This window comes from Methylobacterium sp. W2, assembly GCF_020662345.1.
GTDB lineage: Bacteria > Pseudomonadota > Alphaproteobacteria > Rhizobiales > Beijerinckiaceae > Methylobacterium.
In genome coordinates, this window is record NZ_VMOA01000028.1 from 22,353 (window position 1) to 37,858 (window position 15,506).

General features: G+C 68.1%; 17 protein-coding genes. 8 read left to right on the plus strand and 9 right to left on the minus strand.

What is annotated here, in order from left to right; genetic code table 11:
* Window positions 1-28: 28 nt before the first annotated feature.
* Genes FPV16_RS16065 through argJ form a run of 4 tightly spaced genes read right to left on the minus strand, consistent with a single transcriptional unit; the run spans window position 29 to window position 4,020 of the window.
* Entirely contained in the window at window positions 29-1,558 is a 1,530-nt protein-coding gene (locus FPV16_RS16065) for a DUF6880 family protein (RefSeq protein ID WP_227439393.1), read from the minus strand.
* A 52-nt stretch (window positions 1,559-1,610) separates the two neighbouring features.
* Window positions 1,611-2,030: an 8-oxo-dGTP diphosphatase MutT gene (gene mutT / locus FPV16_RS16070; RefSeq protein ID WP_227439394.1), complete on the minus strand. Its 420-nt coding sequence runs from the start codon at window positions 2,028-2,030 to the stop codon at window positions 1,611-1,613.
* On the minus strand, window positions 2,027-2,773 hold the full coding sequence (locus FPV16_RS16075) for an SIMPL domain-containing protein (RefSeq protein WP_227439395.1): 747 nt from the start codon (window positions 2,771-2,773) through the stop codon (window positions 2,027-2,029). The genes mutT and FPV16_RS16075 overlap by 4 nt, the downstream gene beginning before the upstream one ends.
* On the minus strand, window positions 2,770-4,020 hold the full coding sequence (gene argJ / locus FPV16_RS16080; RefSeq protein ID WP_227439396.1) for a bifunctional glutamate N-acetyltransferase/amino-acid acetyltransferase ArgJ: 1,251 nt from the start codon (window positions 4,018-4,020) through the stop codon (window positions 2,770-2,772). The genes FPV16_RS16075 and argJ overlap by 4 nt, the downstream gene beginning before the upstream one ends.
* A 288-nt stretch (window positions 4,021-4,308) precedes the next feature.
* On the opposite strand from argJ, the gene FPV16_RS16085 reads away from it, so the two are divergent.
* Window positions 4,309-4,713, plus strand: a complete 405-nt coding sequence (locus FPV16_RS16085) for a histidine kinase (protein ID WP_227439397.1) — start codon at window positions 4,309-4,311, stop codon at window positions 4,711-4,713.
* Window positions 4,714-4,824: 111 nt separating this feature from the next.
* On the opposite strand, the gene FPV16_RS16090 is transcribed toward FPV16_RS16085, so the two are convergent.
* A complete protein-coding gene (locus tag FPV16_RS16090) occupies window positions 4,825-5,355 on the minus strand; it encodes a PRC-barrel domain-containing protein (RefSeq protein ID WP_227439398.1) in 531 nt (176 codons plus the stop codon).
* A gap of 181 nt (window positions 5,356-5,536) precedes the next feature.
* Between FPV16_RS16090 and FPV16_RS16095 the strand changes: the two genes are divergently transcribed.
* The 3 genes from FPV16_RS16095 (at window position 5,537) to FPV16_RS16105 (ending at window position 7,033) form a co-directional block, all read left to right on the plus strand.
* The gene (locus tag FPV16_RS16095; RefSeq protein WP_227439399.1) at window positions 5,537-6,094 is read left to right on the plus strand and encodes a glutathione peroxidase; all 558 of its coding nucleotides are present in this window, start codon (window positions 5,537-5,539) and stop codon (window positions 6,092-6,094) included.
* A gap of 382 nt (window positions 6,095-6,476) precedes the next feature.
* Window positions 6,477-6,704, plus strand: coding sequence for a hypothetical protein (locus FPV16_RS16100; RefSeq protein WP_227439400.1), 228 nt, complete (start codon window positions 6,477-6,479; stop codon window positions 6,702-6,704).
* A gap of 89 nt (window positions 6,705-6,793) precedes the next feature.
* Window positions 6,794-7,033 (plus strand): hypothetical protein, encoded by a 240-nt coding sequence (locus FPV16_RS16105; RefSeq protein ID WP_027170783.1) that lies wholly within the window; start codon window positions 6,794-6,796, stop codon window positions 7,031-7,033.
* Between the two features lie 118 nt (window positions 7,034-7,151).
* Here FPV16_RS16105 and FPV16_RS16110 read toward each other — a convergent pair whose 3' ends face one another.
* The gene (locus FPV16_RS16110; protein WP_227439401.1) at window positions 7,152-7,349 is read right to left on the minus strand and encodes a hypothetical protein; all 198 of its coding nucleotides are present in this window, start codon (window positions 7,347-7,349) and stop codon (window positions 7,152-7,154) included.
* Window positions 7,350-7,999: 650 nt separating this feature from the next.
* On the opposite strand from FPV16_RS16110, the gene FPV16_RS16115 reads away from it, so the two are divergent.
* Window positions 8,000-8,953 (plus strand): MBL fold metallo-hydrolase, encoded by a 954-nt coding sequence (locus FPV16_RS16115; RefSeq protein ID WP_227439402.1) that lies wholly within the window; start codon window positions 8,000-8,002, stop codon window positions 8,951-8,953.
* Between the two features lie 110 nt (window positions 8,954-9,063).
* On the opposite strand, the gene FPV16_RS16120 is transcribed toward FPV16_RS16115, so the two are convergent.
* Window positions 9,064-10,326, minus strand: coding sequence for a GGDEF domain-containing protein (locus FPV16_RS16120; protein ID WP_227439403.1), 1,263 nt, complete (start codon window positions 10,324-10,326; stop codon window positions 9,064-9,066).
* Window positions 10,327-10,704: 378 nt separating this feature from the next.
* On the opposite strand from FPV16_RS16120, the gene FPV16_RS16125 reads away from it, so the two are divergent.
* Complete coding sequence (locus FPV16_RS16125) at window positions 10,705-11,331, plus strand: nitroreductase family protein (protein ID WP_227439425.1); 627 nt, start codon at window positions 10,705-10,707, stop codon at window positions 11,329-11,331.
* A 10-nt stretch (window positions 11,332-11,341) separates the two neighbouring features.
* Window positions 11,342-12,961 carry an AMP-binding protein gene (locus FPV16_RS16130; RefSeq protein WP_227439404.1) on the plus strand — a complete coding sequence of 540 codons (1,620 nt, stop codon included), beginning with the start codon at window positions 11,342-11,344 and terminating at the stop codon, window positions 12,959-12,961.
* A 3-nt stretch (window positions 12,962-12,964) separates the two neighbouring features.
* On the opposite strand, the gene FPV16_RS16135 is transcribed toward FPV16_RS16130, so the two are convergent.
* On the minus strand, window positions 12,965-13,465 hold the full coding sequence (locus tag FPV16_RS16135; RefSeq protein WP_227439405.1) for an Rrf2 family transcriptional regulator: 501 nt from the start codon (window positions 13,463-13,465) through the stop codon (window positions 12,965-12,967).
* A gap of 97 nt (window positions 13,466-13,562) precedes the next feature.
* Between FPV16_RS16135 and hmpA the strand changes: the two genes are divergently transcribed.
* The gene (gene hmpA, locus FPV16_RS16140; RefSeq protein WP_227439406.1) at window positions 13,563-14,804 is read left to right on the plus strand and encodes an NO-inducible flavohemoprotein; all 1,242 of its coding nucleotides are present in this window, start codon (window positions 13,563-13,565) and stop codon (window positions 14,802-14,804) included.
* A gap of 23 nt (window positions 14,805-14,827) precedes the next feature.
* Here hmpA and FPV16_RS16145 read toward each other — a convergent pair whose 3' ends face one another.
* Window positions 14,828-15,502, minus strand: coding sequence for a hypothetical protein (locus tag FPV16_RS16145; RefSeq protein ID WP_227439407.1), 675 nt, complete (start codon window positions 15,500-15,502; stop codon window positions 14,828-14,830).
* Window positions 15,503-15,506 lie beyond the last annotated feature (4 nt).

The following is a 15,506-nucleotide window of genomic DNA, read 5'->3' on the forward strand; positions in this document are numbered from 1 at the left end:
GAAGCGGAGACGGCGTCCATCGCATCGCTCAGCCCTTCACCTTCTCCCAAAAGGCCGATTTCCGCCCGTGCGCCTTGCGCAGGGCGTCCCGATAGGCGGCGTGGTCAGGCGTGAGGTCGCCCGGTTCGAGACGCTGAGCCAGGGCGTCGAGGGTCAGGAGGTGGCGGGCGCCGTAACCGTAGGCGCTGGAGCGGCCCTTGCTCAGCATGTCGTCGATCATGCAGCGGTAGAGCAGGCTGGCCGCCTTCGGGCTCGCCTCTTCCAGAGCCTCCGCCGCGGGAGCGAGGATTTCGTAGCGGTTGCCGTCCCATGTCGCAGCCTTGTCGATGACGAGGCGCGCCGCGCGGTCGAGCCTGGGCCAATGCACGAGGAAATGCAGGGCGCGGTAGGGGTCGGCGTGAGAGGCCGCATGGTCGAAGGCGCGCTCGAGCGCCTCTTCGTCCTCGAAATCGGGGAGCTTGGCAACGTAATCGCGCAGCATCTCGCGGTCGAGACGAGCCTCGAAACAGGCCCAGCGCTTCCCCTGTGCCTCCTCCCTGCGGCCGAGAGCGTCGAGGATACGGATTTCGAGGGAGGTTCGCTCACGCTGGGGCGCGTCCGGGTCGAAGCTTCCCGTCAACATCTGCTCGCGGGTGACGACGACGACTCCGCGCTTCTGCGGCCGCTCGATCCAATCGAGTGCCTCGGCGGCGCGGTTCGCCAGAAGCAGGCGCTCGGCCACGGCCACACTGTCCGGATGGTCGGGGGAGATCATCTGTTCGAGGGCGATGAAAGCCTCGACATCGCCGCGCCGGTCGGCCAGGGCCTGTCGCATCCGCAGCAGACGCCTGCGCTCCATCTTCCGGTCCCAGCCCTGCGTGCCGAAGGCAGCCGATCGGGATGGCGGCTTACCCGACGCCTTCGGTTCTGGTGGCGTCGCTGCGGCGAGGGCCGCGTCGACCGGTTCCAGTGCGGTCTCGGGTAGGCCCTCCACCACCGTGAGCAGCAGGGCATCGAGGATGCCGAACCCGTCCGTCTCAAGGAGCGGCACCAGTTTCACGGCCAATTGGGCGGCGTCGGCCGGGGGACGCCGAAGCGCCAGATCGGCGGCGGCATGCGTCGCCCGTTCGTAGACGCCCACTACCTGACCGCTGGAATCGTCGACGCGCTCCAGCACGCCCTGCGCTCCGCCGAGGAAACGGATCAACCGGTTGAGGGCGGCGTCCACGTCGAGGGGAGCCAGTTCCGAGACGATGGTGGAGACCGTGGCGTCGAGATCGGCGGCGAAGGCACGCCGCTTCTGCCAGTCGATGTAGCCGTGGGCCCGCTCCAGGGCGGTGAGCCGCCGGTCGACGAGGGCGGCGACGGCATCGGGGCCCTGCAATCCGGCGATCGCCGCGGTGACGAGCTTCTTGAAGGCGGGGTTGCGCGCGGTCTCGTCGAGGACAAGGCCGATCAACCGGTCGAGTCCCAGCGGCGCCAGGGTCTCGGGCGACGGCGTGGTCTTGCGCGAGACGCGTTTCGGCTTCTCAACCGCGACTGTTTCCGGGATCGCCTTCACCGTTGCCTTGCGCGCCATGCTCCCCGCCTCCCGCCTCCGACGGACAACCTGTAGCGGCCGGGCTTTGCCATCAAGGCCCGAGGAGATCGACCAGGAACGGGATCAGCGGCGCATCGGCCGGAGGCATCGGCTGCTCCTTAAGAGCGCGCGGGCGCACCCATTTCAGCGCCTGCCCCTCCATGGAACGGGGCGTGCCCTCCCAGCGGCGGCAGACATAGAGCGGCATCAGCAGGTGGAAGTCGGGATAGGCGTGGCTGGCGAAGGTGAGAGGGGCGAGGCAGGGCTCCTTCACTTCGATCCCGATCTCCTCGCGCAACTCGCGGATCAGCGTCTCCTCCGGCCGCTCGCCCGGCTCGACCTTACCGCCGGGGAACTCCCAGAGACCGGCGAGCTGCTTGCCCTCCGGGCGCTGGGCCAGGAGAACGCGGCCATCCGCATCCACCAGGGCGACCGCCACCACGAGGAGGATGCGGAACGGAGGCGGCGTCACGGCAGGATCGCGAAACTGGCCGAGACCTCGGCGCTCGTCTCGATCGTCCCCGCCGCGAGCGGCACCGGCACGCCGGAGCGCTTGGACCGCATCGGAGGCGCCGCCATCGCCATCGGCATGCCGCCGCCCTGGGGCGTCGTCTGGATCAGCAGGGGCGCTCCGAGCTTCACTCCGGCGGCTTCGGCGAGGCGTCCGGCCTGCGCCATCGCATCCTTCATGGCCGCCACCTGCACAATGGCTTCCGCCGCGTTGGGATCCGTCAGGCCGAACGCCACGCCCTCGATCCGGTTGGCGCCCGCGTCCAAGGCCTTGCGCATCAGCTCGCCGAGCTTGCCCATATCGGCGAGGCGCACCCGCACGCTGTTGGCGGCGCGGTAGCCGTCCGGTTTCTCGGTGATGCTGCCGTCGGGCTGGCGCAGCTCCCGCGTCGCCTGGGTGAGGGTGACCGCCGTCGTGCCGATATCCGTCTCGCCGACGCCGAACCCGGACGACAGCGTGATGAGCGCGCGGACGACAGTGCTCGCTCCGTCGAGGGCGGCGGCGGGCGTCGCGCCCCTGGCCTCGATCCCGATCTCCACCGAGGCGAAGTCCGGCGGCGTCTCGGCGCGGGCGCGGCCCGTCACCACGATGCGGCTCTCGTGTTTGGGCCTGTCGTCGTCCGCCGAGGCGGGGATCGCGAAGGCGGGAATCGTCAGGGCGAGGGCGAGGCTCGCCGCCGCCGCCCGGCGGAGGAGGCGCCTCATGAGCGGTAATCCCCGTTGATCTCGATGTAGCCCTTGGTCAGGTCGCAGGTCCAAACCCGCGCCGTGCCGTCGCCGAGACCGAGGTCGACCGTCACCGAGACGTCGGGTTCGCGCATGACGGCGCTCGCCGCCGCCTCGCTGTAATCCGGGTCGCGGGCGCCTTCGCGGGCGACCCGGACGTCGCCGAACCAGATCGCGAGGCGATCGCGGTCGGCGGGCTCGCCGGCCTTGCCCACCGCCATCACGACGCGGCCCCAATTGGCGTCCTCGCCGGCGATGGCCGTCTTCACCAGGGGCGAGTTGGCGATGGACATGGCGATGCGGTGAGCGGAGGCGTTGCTCGTCGCGCCCTTCACGTTGACGGTAACGAACTTGCGCGCGCCCTCGCCATCCTTGGCGACGAGCTGCGCCAGCTCGATCAAGAGGTCGTCCAGCGCCGCGCGGAAGCCCGACAGGCGTGCATCGCCCGGATCGGTCACGGGCGCGTTGCCGGCGGCTCCGGTGGCGAACAGCATCAGCGTGTCGGAGGTGGAGGTGTCGCCATCCACCGTCACGCAGTTGAAGCTGGTCTGCGTCCCGGCGCTCAGAAGGGTCTGGAGCACCACTTGCGGCAGGGCCGCGTCGGTGAAGACGAAGCTCAGCATCGTCGCCATGTCGGGGGCGATCATCCCCGCACCCTTGGCGATGCCGTTGATCGTCACGTGCGTCCCGTCGATCGTCGCCGTGCGGGTGGCGAGCTTGGGGAACGTGTCGGTGGTCATGATCGCCTGGGCCGCCGCCGCCCAGGCTTCGGGGCCGGTCTCGGTCCGCGCGGCGCAATCCGCCAGCACGCCCTCGAATTTCGTCGCGTCGAGGGGTTCGCCGATGACGCCGGTGGAGGCGATGAAGATCTCGTCGGGCCGGCATCCGGCCGCTTCGGCGCCGATCTTGGCGGTCAGCGCCACGGCGTCCCGGCCGCGCGCGCCGGTAAAGGCGTTGGCGTTGCCGGAATTGACGATCAACGCGCGGGCGCCTTCTCTCGCCAAGGCTTCACGGCACCAATCCACGGGGGCCGAGGGGCATTTGGAGCGGGTGAACACCCCCGCCGCCTGCGTTCCCGGCTGCATCGCGAGGTAGAGCACGTCGGTGCGCCCGGAATAGCGGATGCCGGCCTGTGCGGTGGCGATGCCGACGCCGCCGATGGGGGGGAGCTCGGGCACGCTCGTCGGGGCGAGGGGCGAGACGGGAGTGGCTTTGGTTGATGACATCGGTCGGTCCGGCTCCGGCTGTCCGCCGCGCATGTTGGCGTCGCGCGGCGGGGCCGTGTTGCCCCGTGCGCTGCCGCCCCGTCAACCGCCGGAGAGGCGGATGCGCCTCCGATCTAGGGAACAGTCGAGCCGGAGAGGAATTCCCTTGATACAGGTCGCCTGCCGGCAAAGGCTCCTTGTCTTGCGATACCATCGCATCTTACGATGCTGCGTCGCACAGTAATCGCAGTGCCGGTGGCGGCTCATGCCGATCCAGGCAAGTCCCGACAGGAACGAGGAGCTTCCATCATGGAATCGACGGCTTCCACCGGTGGAGCCTATGGCGTTCAGGTTCTGATCGCCGGACGACAAAAGCACTGGCGCGACGAGGTCGCCTCGCAGATCCGGCGTGCCGGTTACTCGGCGACCACCGTCGATTCCGGTGTCGATGCGATGACGATTCTGGCGCTCGGCCTCCCGGTCGACGTGCTGGTGACCGATATCAGCCTCAAAGGCGAGTTGTGTTCCACCAAGCTGGTTCTGGAGGCACGCGCATTGCGGCCAGACCTGCGGATCGTCTTCGCCAACGAGCCGTCATGCGACCCTCTACCCAACGTGATCGACGAGGGGGCCGACGATGTGTTCGTCACGAACGAAGTGAGGAACGACGCGGTCGCCAGCACCGTGCGCGAGGCTCTCTGCACGCGCAACTGAGGCGGGCTGACCGGATCTGGGATCCTGAGCGAGAGAGGCGGCCGAGGCAACGATGTCTCGGCCGCCTCTTTCGTTTGATGACCGCGACCGGGATGCGCGGCAAGATCGATCTCAGGGGGCCGTCTTGCTCTCCGCCGGCTTGGTCTCGGACGCCTTCGTGTCCGCCGGCTTCGCGTCGCCGGAATTGGGCTTGGCCTGACCGAGATAGACATATTCCGGTGCGGCGCGGAGCTGATCCTTGTTGGTCTCGATCGTCGCCTTCAGCGTCTTGTCGTCGACGCGGGTGAGCTTCAGGGCGCTGGGATCGACGGCCACGTATTTCGTGCCGATGCCGAGGAAGCCGCCGACGCCGACCACCCAGGCCTTGATGGTGCTGCCCTCGTCGAGAACGATGTCGGCGATCTCCCCGATCGTTTCGTTGGCGCCGTTCTGGATCGTCAGGCCGATCAGCTTGGACGTGACCCGGTCCGTGGGGGTCTGGGCGACGAAGGTCGGACGCAGATCGTTGCTGAGGGTCGCGGGCGCCGCCGGCACTGGTGCCGTGCCCGCATTCTGCGGTTCCGTCGTCTGAGCAGCGGCGATCGTCGCTCCCGCGAAGACGAGGGGCGTCGCGAGGGTCGCTGCAAGCAACAGGATGCGCATAGGGCGTGTCTTTCCGCTCTGGGTTCGGGGGTCGAACTCGGTCCTCGCTCAAGCTGAGCCCTTGCGAAAGGTTCCACCCTCCTTGCGCACGATGGTGGACAGGCCGCCTGGCCGGACTAGTTTCGGCAGGGTCGCGGGCGGGCCGATTCCCATCCTCGGCTCTGCAAGGGAGCGACCCTCGATGACCCTACTTCGCCGCCAGGCCCTGATTCTTCTCGGCACCGTCATCGCCACCGGCGCGCGCGCCGCGGCCAGCGACGGCAAGGCGGGGGCCTTCACCTTCGAGAAACCGGAGGGCGGGCTGATCGCCCTGAAGGATTTCGCGGACAAGCCGATCCTCATCGTCAACACCGCCACCGCCTGCGGCTATGCCGGGCAGTTCTCCGGGCTTCAGGCTCTGTGGACGCGCTTCGGCGGGCGCGGTCTGACGGTGATTGCTGTGCCGTCGCCGGATTTTGGCAATCAGGAGCCCCTCGACGGCGTCGCCATCGCCGAGGCGGCCCGCAAGAATCACGGCGTCACCTTCCCGGTTGCCGCCAAGACCCATGTGCGTGGCCCTCAAGCCCATCCGTTCTATCGCTGGGCCGCCGCCGAGAAGCCCGGCTCCACGCCGAACTGGAACTTCCACAAGTATCTCGTGGGCCGCGACGGAGGTCTGGTCGGCGCCTATCCCTCGTCGGTGGAACCCAACGATCCCCGCATCGTCACCGCCATCGCCGGTGAATTGAGCCAGAGTTGACCCCCCCTATGGGCGCATCACCGAGGGATGTCGCGGGGTGGAAGAAACTCATCGGTCCGCTGCGGTCGCACGGCGCGTCGCCGAACCTCCCCGCCCGGTGAACGTTCGTAGGCGGGGTAGGCGCGGGGTGGGGCGGCCGAGGGGTAGTTCGACGCGAACGGATTGGCCGGCACGCGCTCGGGACTCCCGAACAGGCTTCCGCCCGATTGGGCAAAGGCCGCCGGACAGGCGAGAATCGCGCAGAGGGACGCAGCAGGCAGGAGAAGGCGCATCGCCGGATCTTTCGCATTCCATTCGGTCGTTGACGCCATAGCCCGGCTTCCCACATCCGGCGAGGCCCACGGGACGGGCCGTGATCCGCCGGCCCGGAAGGAACACAGAGATGGACCCTCACGAATTCGAGCATGACGGCACACGGTACGAGGTGCACTTCGAGCGGGTCGTCGAGGGCTGGATCTGTCGGATTCTCCGGGAAGGGGGAGATACCTCTCACGTCATGGCGTTCCCTGATGCCATCGGCTTCGACCCAAGCGATGTCCGGGAGTCTCTGATTGCGGGTTGTGAGGCCGCCGTGGCCGTCCTGGACCCCATTCCGCCCACCCGGCACTGATCCCGCGACGGAACCTCGGACAGGCCCGCCCCGTTCGCCTTGCCGATGACCCTGATGCCGACACGCCGGCACAGCGAGGAGAAACCAGCATGTCCGAGATCACCTATCGCATCGTTGAACACGATGGCGGCTTCGCCTACAAGGTCGGCGACGTCTTCTCCGAGACCTTCCCCAGCCACGACGAAGCCCTGCAGGCCGCCCAGGCCGCAGCCGCCGAGCAGCAAGTGCCGGGCTCCACGGAAGGCATCCGCTATCAGGACGGCAAGGGCGCCTGGCACGACGAGACCGCCCAGGGCAACGACCGGCCCACGGCCAAGGTCGTCGATTAGTTCACACCCAGCCCGCGCCGGCCTCGTCTTCCGGTTGGACGAGACCGGCGTAGGCCGCGATCCAGCGCGAGCCCTGCGGATAGCCTCTCATCCTCCTGAACCTGGAACAGCCTGAGCGTCAGCGCGCTGGCCTTGTCGCAGCCCGCCGGCGGGCGGCCATGGCGTCGAACGCGCCGGCGATCCTGTCGAACTGAATGATGCCGAATCGAGGCAGACGGCTCACCGCGTCGCCACGCTCGAGGCCCTGCAGACCGGCGATGATGGCACCGACCGGCGCGAGCAGGGGAGGCGCCGTCAGGGCCGTGAGGACCGCCATGGCGAGGGTCAATGGCGGTCGCGATCGCGAGGATCGGCCGGATCTGCCGCCAGGCCTGGGTGGAGGTGGCTCCGCGCTCGGCGAAGGCGCCGACGGTCCGATGAAGCGACCGCGACAATCGATGCTGCGCAGGGTCGGCGCCGACGCGTCGACGGTCAGGTCGAACAGAGCCCGGAAACCAGGCCGGCGCCGGGTTACCGACCCCGGCCCATCCGCCGCACAGGCGCTGCGTCGCCTCGGCCCGCATCACGATCGCGACGCAGATCCCCGGAACGATGGTGAGGACCGTCGGCATTGCCGGCCAGTTCGGGGCGGGCAGCCTCCGGCCGTTCTCCGCGCTGCCGAGGCCGGGCTGACGGGCGAGTTCGGCCGCGTCCCGGCAAGGTAGAGAGCCGCTACCATCAGGAAGCGCATGCTGCCGAGGCCCAGGCTGCAAGAGGGATGAGCCGGACGATTCATGATGAGCGCATCCCGGCCGAGAGGATCGGCGCGACCGCGCCCTGCGGCATCTGGCAACGATAGCGCCCCTCCGGGCAAGCGGTGGCCGAACCGATCGGGAAGAATTCCCGCCCGCCATCGGGACGGTTTCCCTCGCATCGGGCGAAGACCTGCGCGACAATCGGACCACGATCGACGTCAGGACCATCACCATGCACGGCTCGACACCTCCCGCCTCCCCGGCGCTCCCCAGCCTGACACGCCGAACTCTGCTCGGCGCCGCGCCGCTGCTGCCGTTGCTGTGGTCGGAGACCGCCCTGGCCACTCCCGCCGCCGCGATCTACCGGGTCGGCGCGTTCGAGATCGAGCCTCTCGACGACGGCGTCTTCCCCTTGGAGCCGAGCATGATTCCGGCTGCCGACAGCGAGGCGGGGCGCGCTCTGCTGACCGCCGCCGGCCTCCCGCCGGCTGGTCCTTCGCCGGAGCCGGTCAATGCGTTCCTGGTCCGCCGCGGGACGCGGCTGTGCCTGGCGGATGCCGGCTGCGGCACCCTGTTCGGCCCCGATCTCGGGCGGATGCCGGCGGCTCTTGCCGCTCGCGGGGTCGATCCATCCCGCATCGACGCCGTCTGGCTCACCCATCTCCACGTCGATCATGCCGGCGGCCTGCTCCTTCCCGGCGGCGCGGCGCGCTTCCCCAATGCGGAGATCGTGGTGCAGGACGCCGAGGTGGCCTACTGGAGCGATCCGGCCTCGCGCGCCCGAGCTCCGGCGGAGATGGGTCCGTTCTTCGACACCGCCCTGGCCGTTCTCGCTGCCTATGCGGGGCGCGTACGGCGTGTCGCCGGCCATGCCGACCTGATGCCGGGCGTCACCTCCGTCCCCTTGCCCGGCCATACGCCCGGCCATGCCGGCCTGCTCTTCGAGGATGGCGGCCAGCGCCTGCTGGTCTGGGGCGACGTGATCCACTCCCGCATTCTGCAGATGCCGCATCCCGATTGGTCCGTGATCTGGGATCTCGACCGGGCCGAGGCCTTGGCGACGCGGCGGCGGGTTTTCGACAGGGCGGTGGTGGAGGGGCTGACGGTGGCCGGGATGCACCTGACCAACCGTGGACATATCGAGAGGAGCGGCGTCGGCTATGCCTTCATCGCCTCGCCGCCCTGATCGAGACCATGCCCCTAAGCAGGTTCGCGGTGATTCGGCTCTCCAAGTGTCGCGGGTTTTGGGATGCAGGACCGGCGACCACTTTTGCTGAACCTGTCTAGGCGTGCCGGTCATCCCGCCTTGGCGATAGGTGGTTTCTGGTTGACGCTCCAATGGGCGGCCGCCACGCGTCTTGTGGGGCCCCCTTCGCCGTGGCCGGCCTTGCCGTTGCGGCAGGTCCGGTTCCGGCCCGTGCCCTTCGCCTCGTAAAGCGCCATGTCGGCCGCCTCGACCAATCCCCCGGCCGTGGCCGCGACCCCGCAACTCGTCGCCACCCCTATGCTGACGCTGACGAAGCCGAGATCGTCGTTCCTGTTGCCGTGCAGGAGGCCCTTCTCGGCGACGCTGCGGCGGAACCGTTCCGCGAATCCATAGGCTTCGTCGGGGTCCTTGGTGTGCATGAGGACGGCGAATTCTTCGCCGCCATAGCGGCACACGAACGCCCCGGAGCCCGCGGCCGTCTTGGCCAGGAGGGTTGCGACCTCACGCAGGCATGTATCGCCGGCGCCGTGGCCGTAATGATCGTTGAAGAGCTTGAAGTGGTCGACGTCGATCAACATCACGGCGAAATGCCGGCCAGCCAAGCTGGCTTCCCAGAATTCCGAGAGCTCGCGGGCGAAGGCCCGGCGATTGGCGATGCCGGTGAGGGAATCGGTGGTGGAGAGGTGGGCGAGGGTCGTGTTGTCCTCGGCCAACCGCTTGGCGCGCAGGGTCTCGCGCAGGTTGACGAGATAGTCCCGGCGGTTCGCGGCTTCGATCCGGTAGGTGGCGACGAGACTGAAGAGGATGCCGGTCATCATGTCGAGACCGAGGACGCCCCCCACGGAAGGAACGATCTCCGGCTTGAGACACAGACCCGCCACCGTGGCCACGGCCGTGATGCCCGACAGGAAGCAGGCCCAGAAGAACCGCAGGGGCAGGGTGATGTTGGCGAAGAGGACGCTGAGCCAGATCGTTGCGGTGGTCAGCGAAACCAGGGGGCCCGTTCCCATCCAGAAGATCAGGATGGGGATGCCGGTGGCGGCAAGCATGCCGATTCCGCCGATGGCTTCCCGAACCGGCCCGCTGACCCGCCCCACCGCCCAGATGATGAGCAGAGCGAGCGGCGTCATCGCGAAGACGCGCAACCCGACATTGAGCAGGGCCAGGTCCGGCGTCGTCACGAAACCGGCGATATTGTAGATGTGGAAAACCACCATGCCGAGGATGATCGTACGACGGATGTCGCGGATGCGTTTCTCGCGCGTGTCCTCCTCGAAGCGTGCTTCGAGAGCGGGGTCGAAGGCGAGCTTCAAGCTTTGCGTGTGCAACTGCCGATCGATGGCATTGAGCATGCGCACGTCTTCGCCGACGCTCGAGGCATCGAGCGCTGGCTTCGCGTCAATCTTCAACCGGCATATTGATTGTTCAGTCACGCGATGCGTCCACGGCTCACGGCCATTCGCCCCGAAGTCACCCGAGCCCAAGCTTTGGACCACACCGTCCTAAACCTCGAAATTGGCGTTTCGTCCCATCGCTGTGTCAAACATCTTACCAGCGTGGATGAATATACCTAATGGCGCTGGACTTTCCTGAAAACGATCGTTCAAATTTGATCGATTCTTATACAACTTAAGTTAGAATTCAGCGACCCTTCGGTTCGGGTCCGCAGGGGACATTTGCGCTTTGCACCCAACCTCGTGCATCTCCGCCTGAACGCGCCGCTGGCACGAATGTGCCCTGCGGATTCGTCATCCTTGGAGATTGCCTTGCCGCCTCGTCAGACCGACCACGAGATCGATCCGCTCTTCATCGAACGCCGCTCGCCGCGCGCCTTCACAGGTGAGGCCGTGCCGGAAGCGGAGTTGCTGCGCATGTTCGAGGCGGCCCGATGGGCGCCGTCGGCGTATAACTCGCAGCCCTGGCGCTTCCTCTACGCCCTGCGCGATACGCCCGACTGGCAGGTGTTCTTCGACCTGATCGTGCCCGGCAACCAGAAATGGGTGAAGGATACCGGGGCCATCGTCATCCTGGTGTCGAACACGCAGATGAAGGTCGGCGACGAGTTGAAGCCGTCCTGGAGCCATTCCCTCGATGCCGGCGCGGCCTCGGCGAACTTCCAGCTCCAGGCGATCCGCCAGGGCTGGCATGCACATGGAATGACCGGCTTCGACAGGGAGCGTACGATCACGGCCCTCAACGTGCCGGCGACCTACCGGGTCGAGGCCGCCTATGGCGTCGGCCGCATGACCAAGGCGGCCGATCTCACGGAGGAGCAGACCGCGAAGGAGAGCCCGACCGGACGCCGTCCGATCACGGATTTCGTGTTCGCCGGCGGCTTTAGAACCGCCGCGGAGTGAGGTCGTCGTCGTGCTGAAACCGGCCTCCGATTACGATGCCCTGGTGTCGGGCTTCACCTGGGACATCCCCGAGCGGTTCAACATCGGCGTCGATGTCTGCGACCGCTGGGCCGGGATCGAGCCGGATCGCGCCGCGATCCACGAGGTCTCGCCCTCGGGGGCGGTGACGACGACGACCTTCGGAGATTTGAGCGAGGCGTCGAACCGCCTCGCTCACGCCCTCGTCGGCCTCGGCCTGCGCCCGGGCGACCGCGTCGGGGTGCTTCTGCCGCAATCGGCTGCCGTGGTGATCGCCCATGCCGCCGCCTACAAGCTCGGTGCCATCGCCCTGCCGCTGGCGGGCCTGTTCGGCCCGGAGGCGCTGGAATACCGCCTGTCGGATTCCGGCGCCGCCGCGCTCATCACCGATGTGGCCGGACTGGCGAAGATCGAGGGCATCCGCCATGCCCTCCCAGCCCTTGCCCATCTCGTCTGTCTCGACGGCGCCATCGGCGGAGCCTTGGACTATGCCGAACTGATCGCCTCGGCCTCGGCCGGTTTCACGGCCATCGACAGCCGGGCCGACGATCCGGCCCTGATGATCTACACCTCCGGCACCACCGGTCTCGCCAAGGGGGCGCTCCACGCCCACCGCGTGCTCCTCGGCCATCTGCCGGGCTTCGCCATGATGCACGACTTCCCCCCCAAGCCCGGCGACCTGATGTGGACGCCGTCCGACTGGGCCTGGGCCGGCGGCCTCCTCAACGCGGTGTTGCCGAGCCTGCATCACGGCGTGCCGGTGGTGGCGCGGGCCACCGCGCGGTTCGCGCCGGATTCGGCCCTGGCGCTCATCGCCGAACTCGGCATCACGACGACGTTCCTGCCGCCCACCGCCCTCCGGATGCTGCGCGGCGTGCCCGACCCGCGCGGGCGTTTCGACCTCTCCCGCCTGCGCAACATCGCCTCGGCCGGCGAGGCCCTGGGCCCCGAGACGTTCGAATGGGTCCGCAACGAACTCGGTCTGACCATCGGCGAAGCCTATGGTCAGACCGAGTGCAACCTCGTCCTCGCCTCCTGCAAGACGGCCGGCATCGCCCGGGCCGGCTCCACCGGCCGGCCGGTGCCCGGCCACCGGGTCATGATCCAGCGCACCGACGGCAGCGAGACGGCGGTGGACGAGCCCGGCGAGATCTGCGTCGCCCGGCCCGACCCGGTGATGTTCCTCGGCTACTGGAACCAACCCGAGGCCACCGCCGCGAAGTTTCGCGGCGAATGGATGCTCACCGGGGACACCGCCCGGCGGGATGCCGACGGCTACGTCCATTTCATCGGCCGCGAGGACGACCTCATTACCTCGGCGGCCTACCGCATCGGACCGGTGGAGATCGAGGATTGCCTCTTGCGCCACCCGGCGGTCGCCTCCGCGGCGGCGGTGGGCAAGCCGGACCCGCTCCGCACCGAGATCGTCAAGGCCTTCGTAGTCCTGCGGGAAGGGATCGTCGCGAGCGAGGCCCTGGCCGACGAGATCAAGGCCTTCGTCCGCTCGCGCCTCTCGGCGCACGAATATCCGCGCGAGATCGCGTTCCGCGACTCCCTGCCGATGACCACCTCGGGCAAGATCATTCGGCGGCAATTGCGCGACGAGAGCTGAGGCTCATCCACCGCGCGCAGGGGTGACCGGAGCGGTCGCCTCGACCGCCGGCGGCGCGATTCCGGCCGGCGCGGGCAGGCCGAGGAGGAAGGCGAGATCGGGCGCGGCATCCTTCACGAGAAGATCGGCGAGCGTGTACCGGTCCAGCACCGCGAGGAAGGCGGCCAGCGCCTCGCCCAGCGCCTTTCGGAGCCGACAGGGGGCGGTGATCGCGCAGGCCCCGTTCGCGAAGCATTCGACGAGGGCGAGATCCTCCTCCGTCTGCCGTACCACGGCGCCGACCGCGATCTCGGCGGGTGCGCGCGCGAGCCGCAGGCCGCCGCCGCGACCGCGCGTGGTCTGGACGAGGCCGATGCGGCCGAGCTGATGCACCACCTTCGTGAGATGGCTTTCTGAAATTCCGTAGGCGCGCGCGATCTCGGCGATCGAACTCACCCGAGTCTCGTTCAACCCGAGATAGATCAAGGTGCGCAGGGCGTAGTCGGTGTAGCGGGTCAGGCGCATCCCACCCTCCTACAGGATTTTAAAGATACATTCCGCTTGCATCTTATGACGCGCATCGGCGATAAGGTTCATATGAAATGAACCTTTGGAGCCCGCCTTGTCCCAGCCCCTGACGCCCGCCACCATCGCCCTCATCAAGGCCACCGTTCCGGCCCTCGAAGCCCATGGGCTGACGATCACGAAGCGGATGTACGAGCATCTGTTCCGCGATCCGGCCCTGCGCGACCTGTTCAACCAGTCGCATCACGGCGAGACCGGTTCGCAGCCGAAGGCGCTCGCCCTCGCGGTCCTGGCCTATGCGCGCCACATCGACGATCTCGGTGTGCTCAGTGGTGCGGTCGAACGGATCGCCCAGAAGCATGTCGCCCTGAACATCCTGCCGGAGCATTACCCCTTCGTGGCGGACGCGCTCCTCGGCGCAATCCAGGACGTCCTCGGCGATGCCGCGACTGCGGAGATCTGTGCCGCATGGGGGGAGGCCTACTGGTTCCTGGCGCATATCCTGATCGGCCGCGAGGCGGAGATCGCGCGCGACCTCGCGCACAAGCCGGGCGGCTGGAACGGGTGGCGCGACTTCGTCGTCGAATCGGCGACGCAAGAAAGCGACACGATCCGGTCCTTCGTCCTGACGCCGCGCGATGGCGGAGCGGTCCTGCGTCACGAGGCCGGCCAGTATCTCGGGATGCTCATCGACTTGCCTGGGCAGGCCGTGCTCAAGCGCAACTACTCGATCTCCTGCGCACCGAACGACCGGGCCTACCGCATCACGGTCAAGCGTGAGGAGCGGCCGGGTGAACCGGCCGGGATCGTCTCCAACTGGCTGCATGCAGAGGCAAAGCCGGGCACTGCCCTGCGCTTGGCGCCCCCCGCCGGCGACTTCTTCCTCGACCGTTCGACGAACGCGCCCATCGTCCTCGTCAGCGGCGGCGTCGGCCTCACGCCGATGCTGAGCATGCTGGAGACCCTGGTCGAAACAGGAGCCGACCGGCCGGTCTGGTACGTCCACGGCTCCATCAGCGGCCGTTTCCATGCGATGCGTGAGCATGTCCGGGGACTGGCGGCTCGAGCGCGCAATATCGAGGTCCGGACGTTCTACGCGCTACCGGAGGGCGGAGACCGCCAGGGCATCGATTACGATGCCGGCGGCCTGATCACGGCGGAGTGGCTGGCGCGCGAGACTCCGCTCACTGAGGCGACCTACTACCTGTGCGGCCCCAAGCCGTTCCTCGCCTCCCTCGTCCACGGCCTCGCCCGGCACGGCGTTCCGGCCGAGCGGGTGCGGTTCGAGTTCTTCGGCCCCGCCGACGAACTCATGGAGGAGCCCCGTCGGGCGGCCTGACATTAGGCAAGCCTCAGAGCGGGTCAGGGGCCGGGCGGGGTGGCCCCGTCCCTGGCTTCCTGCAATCGGCGAACCCATCGCCAGAACGGGTCGTCGCTCGTCTCCGCGACACTGCCCGGCGGTGTCGGTACGATCTCGGAGACCGTTCTGGGGATCGTCACGCCGTAGGTCGTCGTCAGCCAATTCCGGAAGGGCGGGTTGTCGACCTCCATCTCGTAATCCGGTTCGTCCTCCGGCTCCGCGTCGGGAAGCGCGAGACCGGTGCCCAACTCGTTGTGACCGATGGCCAGAAGCCGCAGAAAATCGAGGGGCGTCTGTCCGAGCACGCAGAGGCCATCGCCTTCGGAACCGAGATGAACGATGCGCTGACTTCCATCGTCATCGAGCCAGAAAGCCGCATAGGAACCATCCGCGCCCGTCCGGGCGAAGGGGATCAGGCGCGCGGCGGGGTCCGGGCTCCCGAACCAGGCCTCGGCATAGGAAAGAACCTCGTCCTTACACTCGACCCGGAACAGAACGACCGCACCGCGGTAAGGCGGCTCCAGCGGCTGGAGCGTCCCGAACCTGTCGCCGGGCACACGTTGGCTGTCGTGCAGCAGGCCGTGCTCCTCGATCCAGTCGAACAGAGCCGCGATCTCCGGCGGCAGCGTGAAGCCGCCCGGCAGGCGCGTTCGCATCTCGTCGGTGAAGCGTCCCATCCTC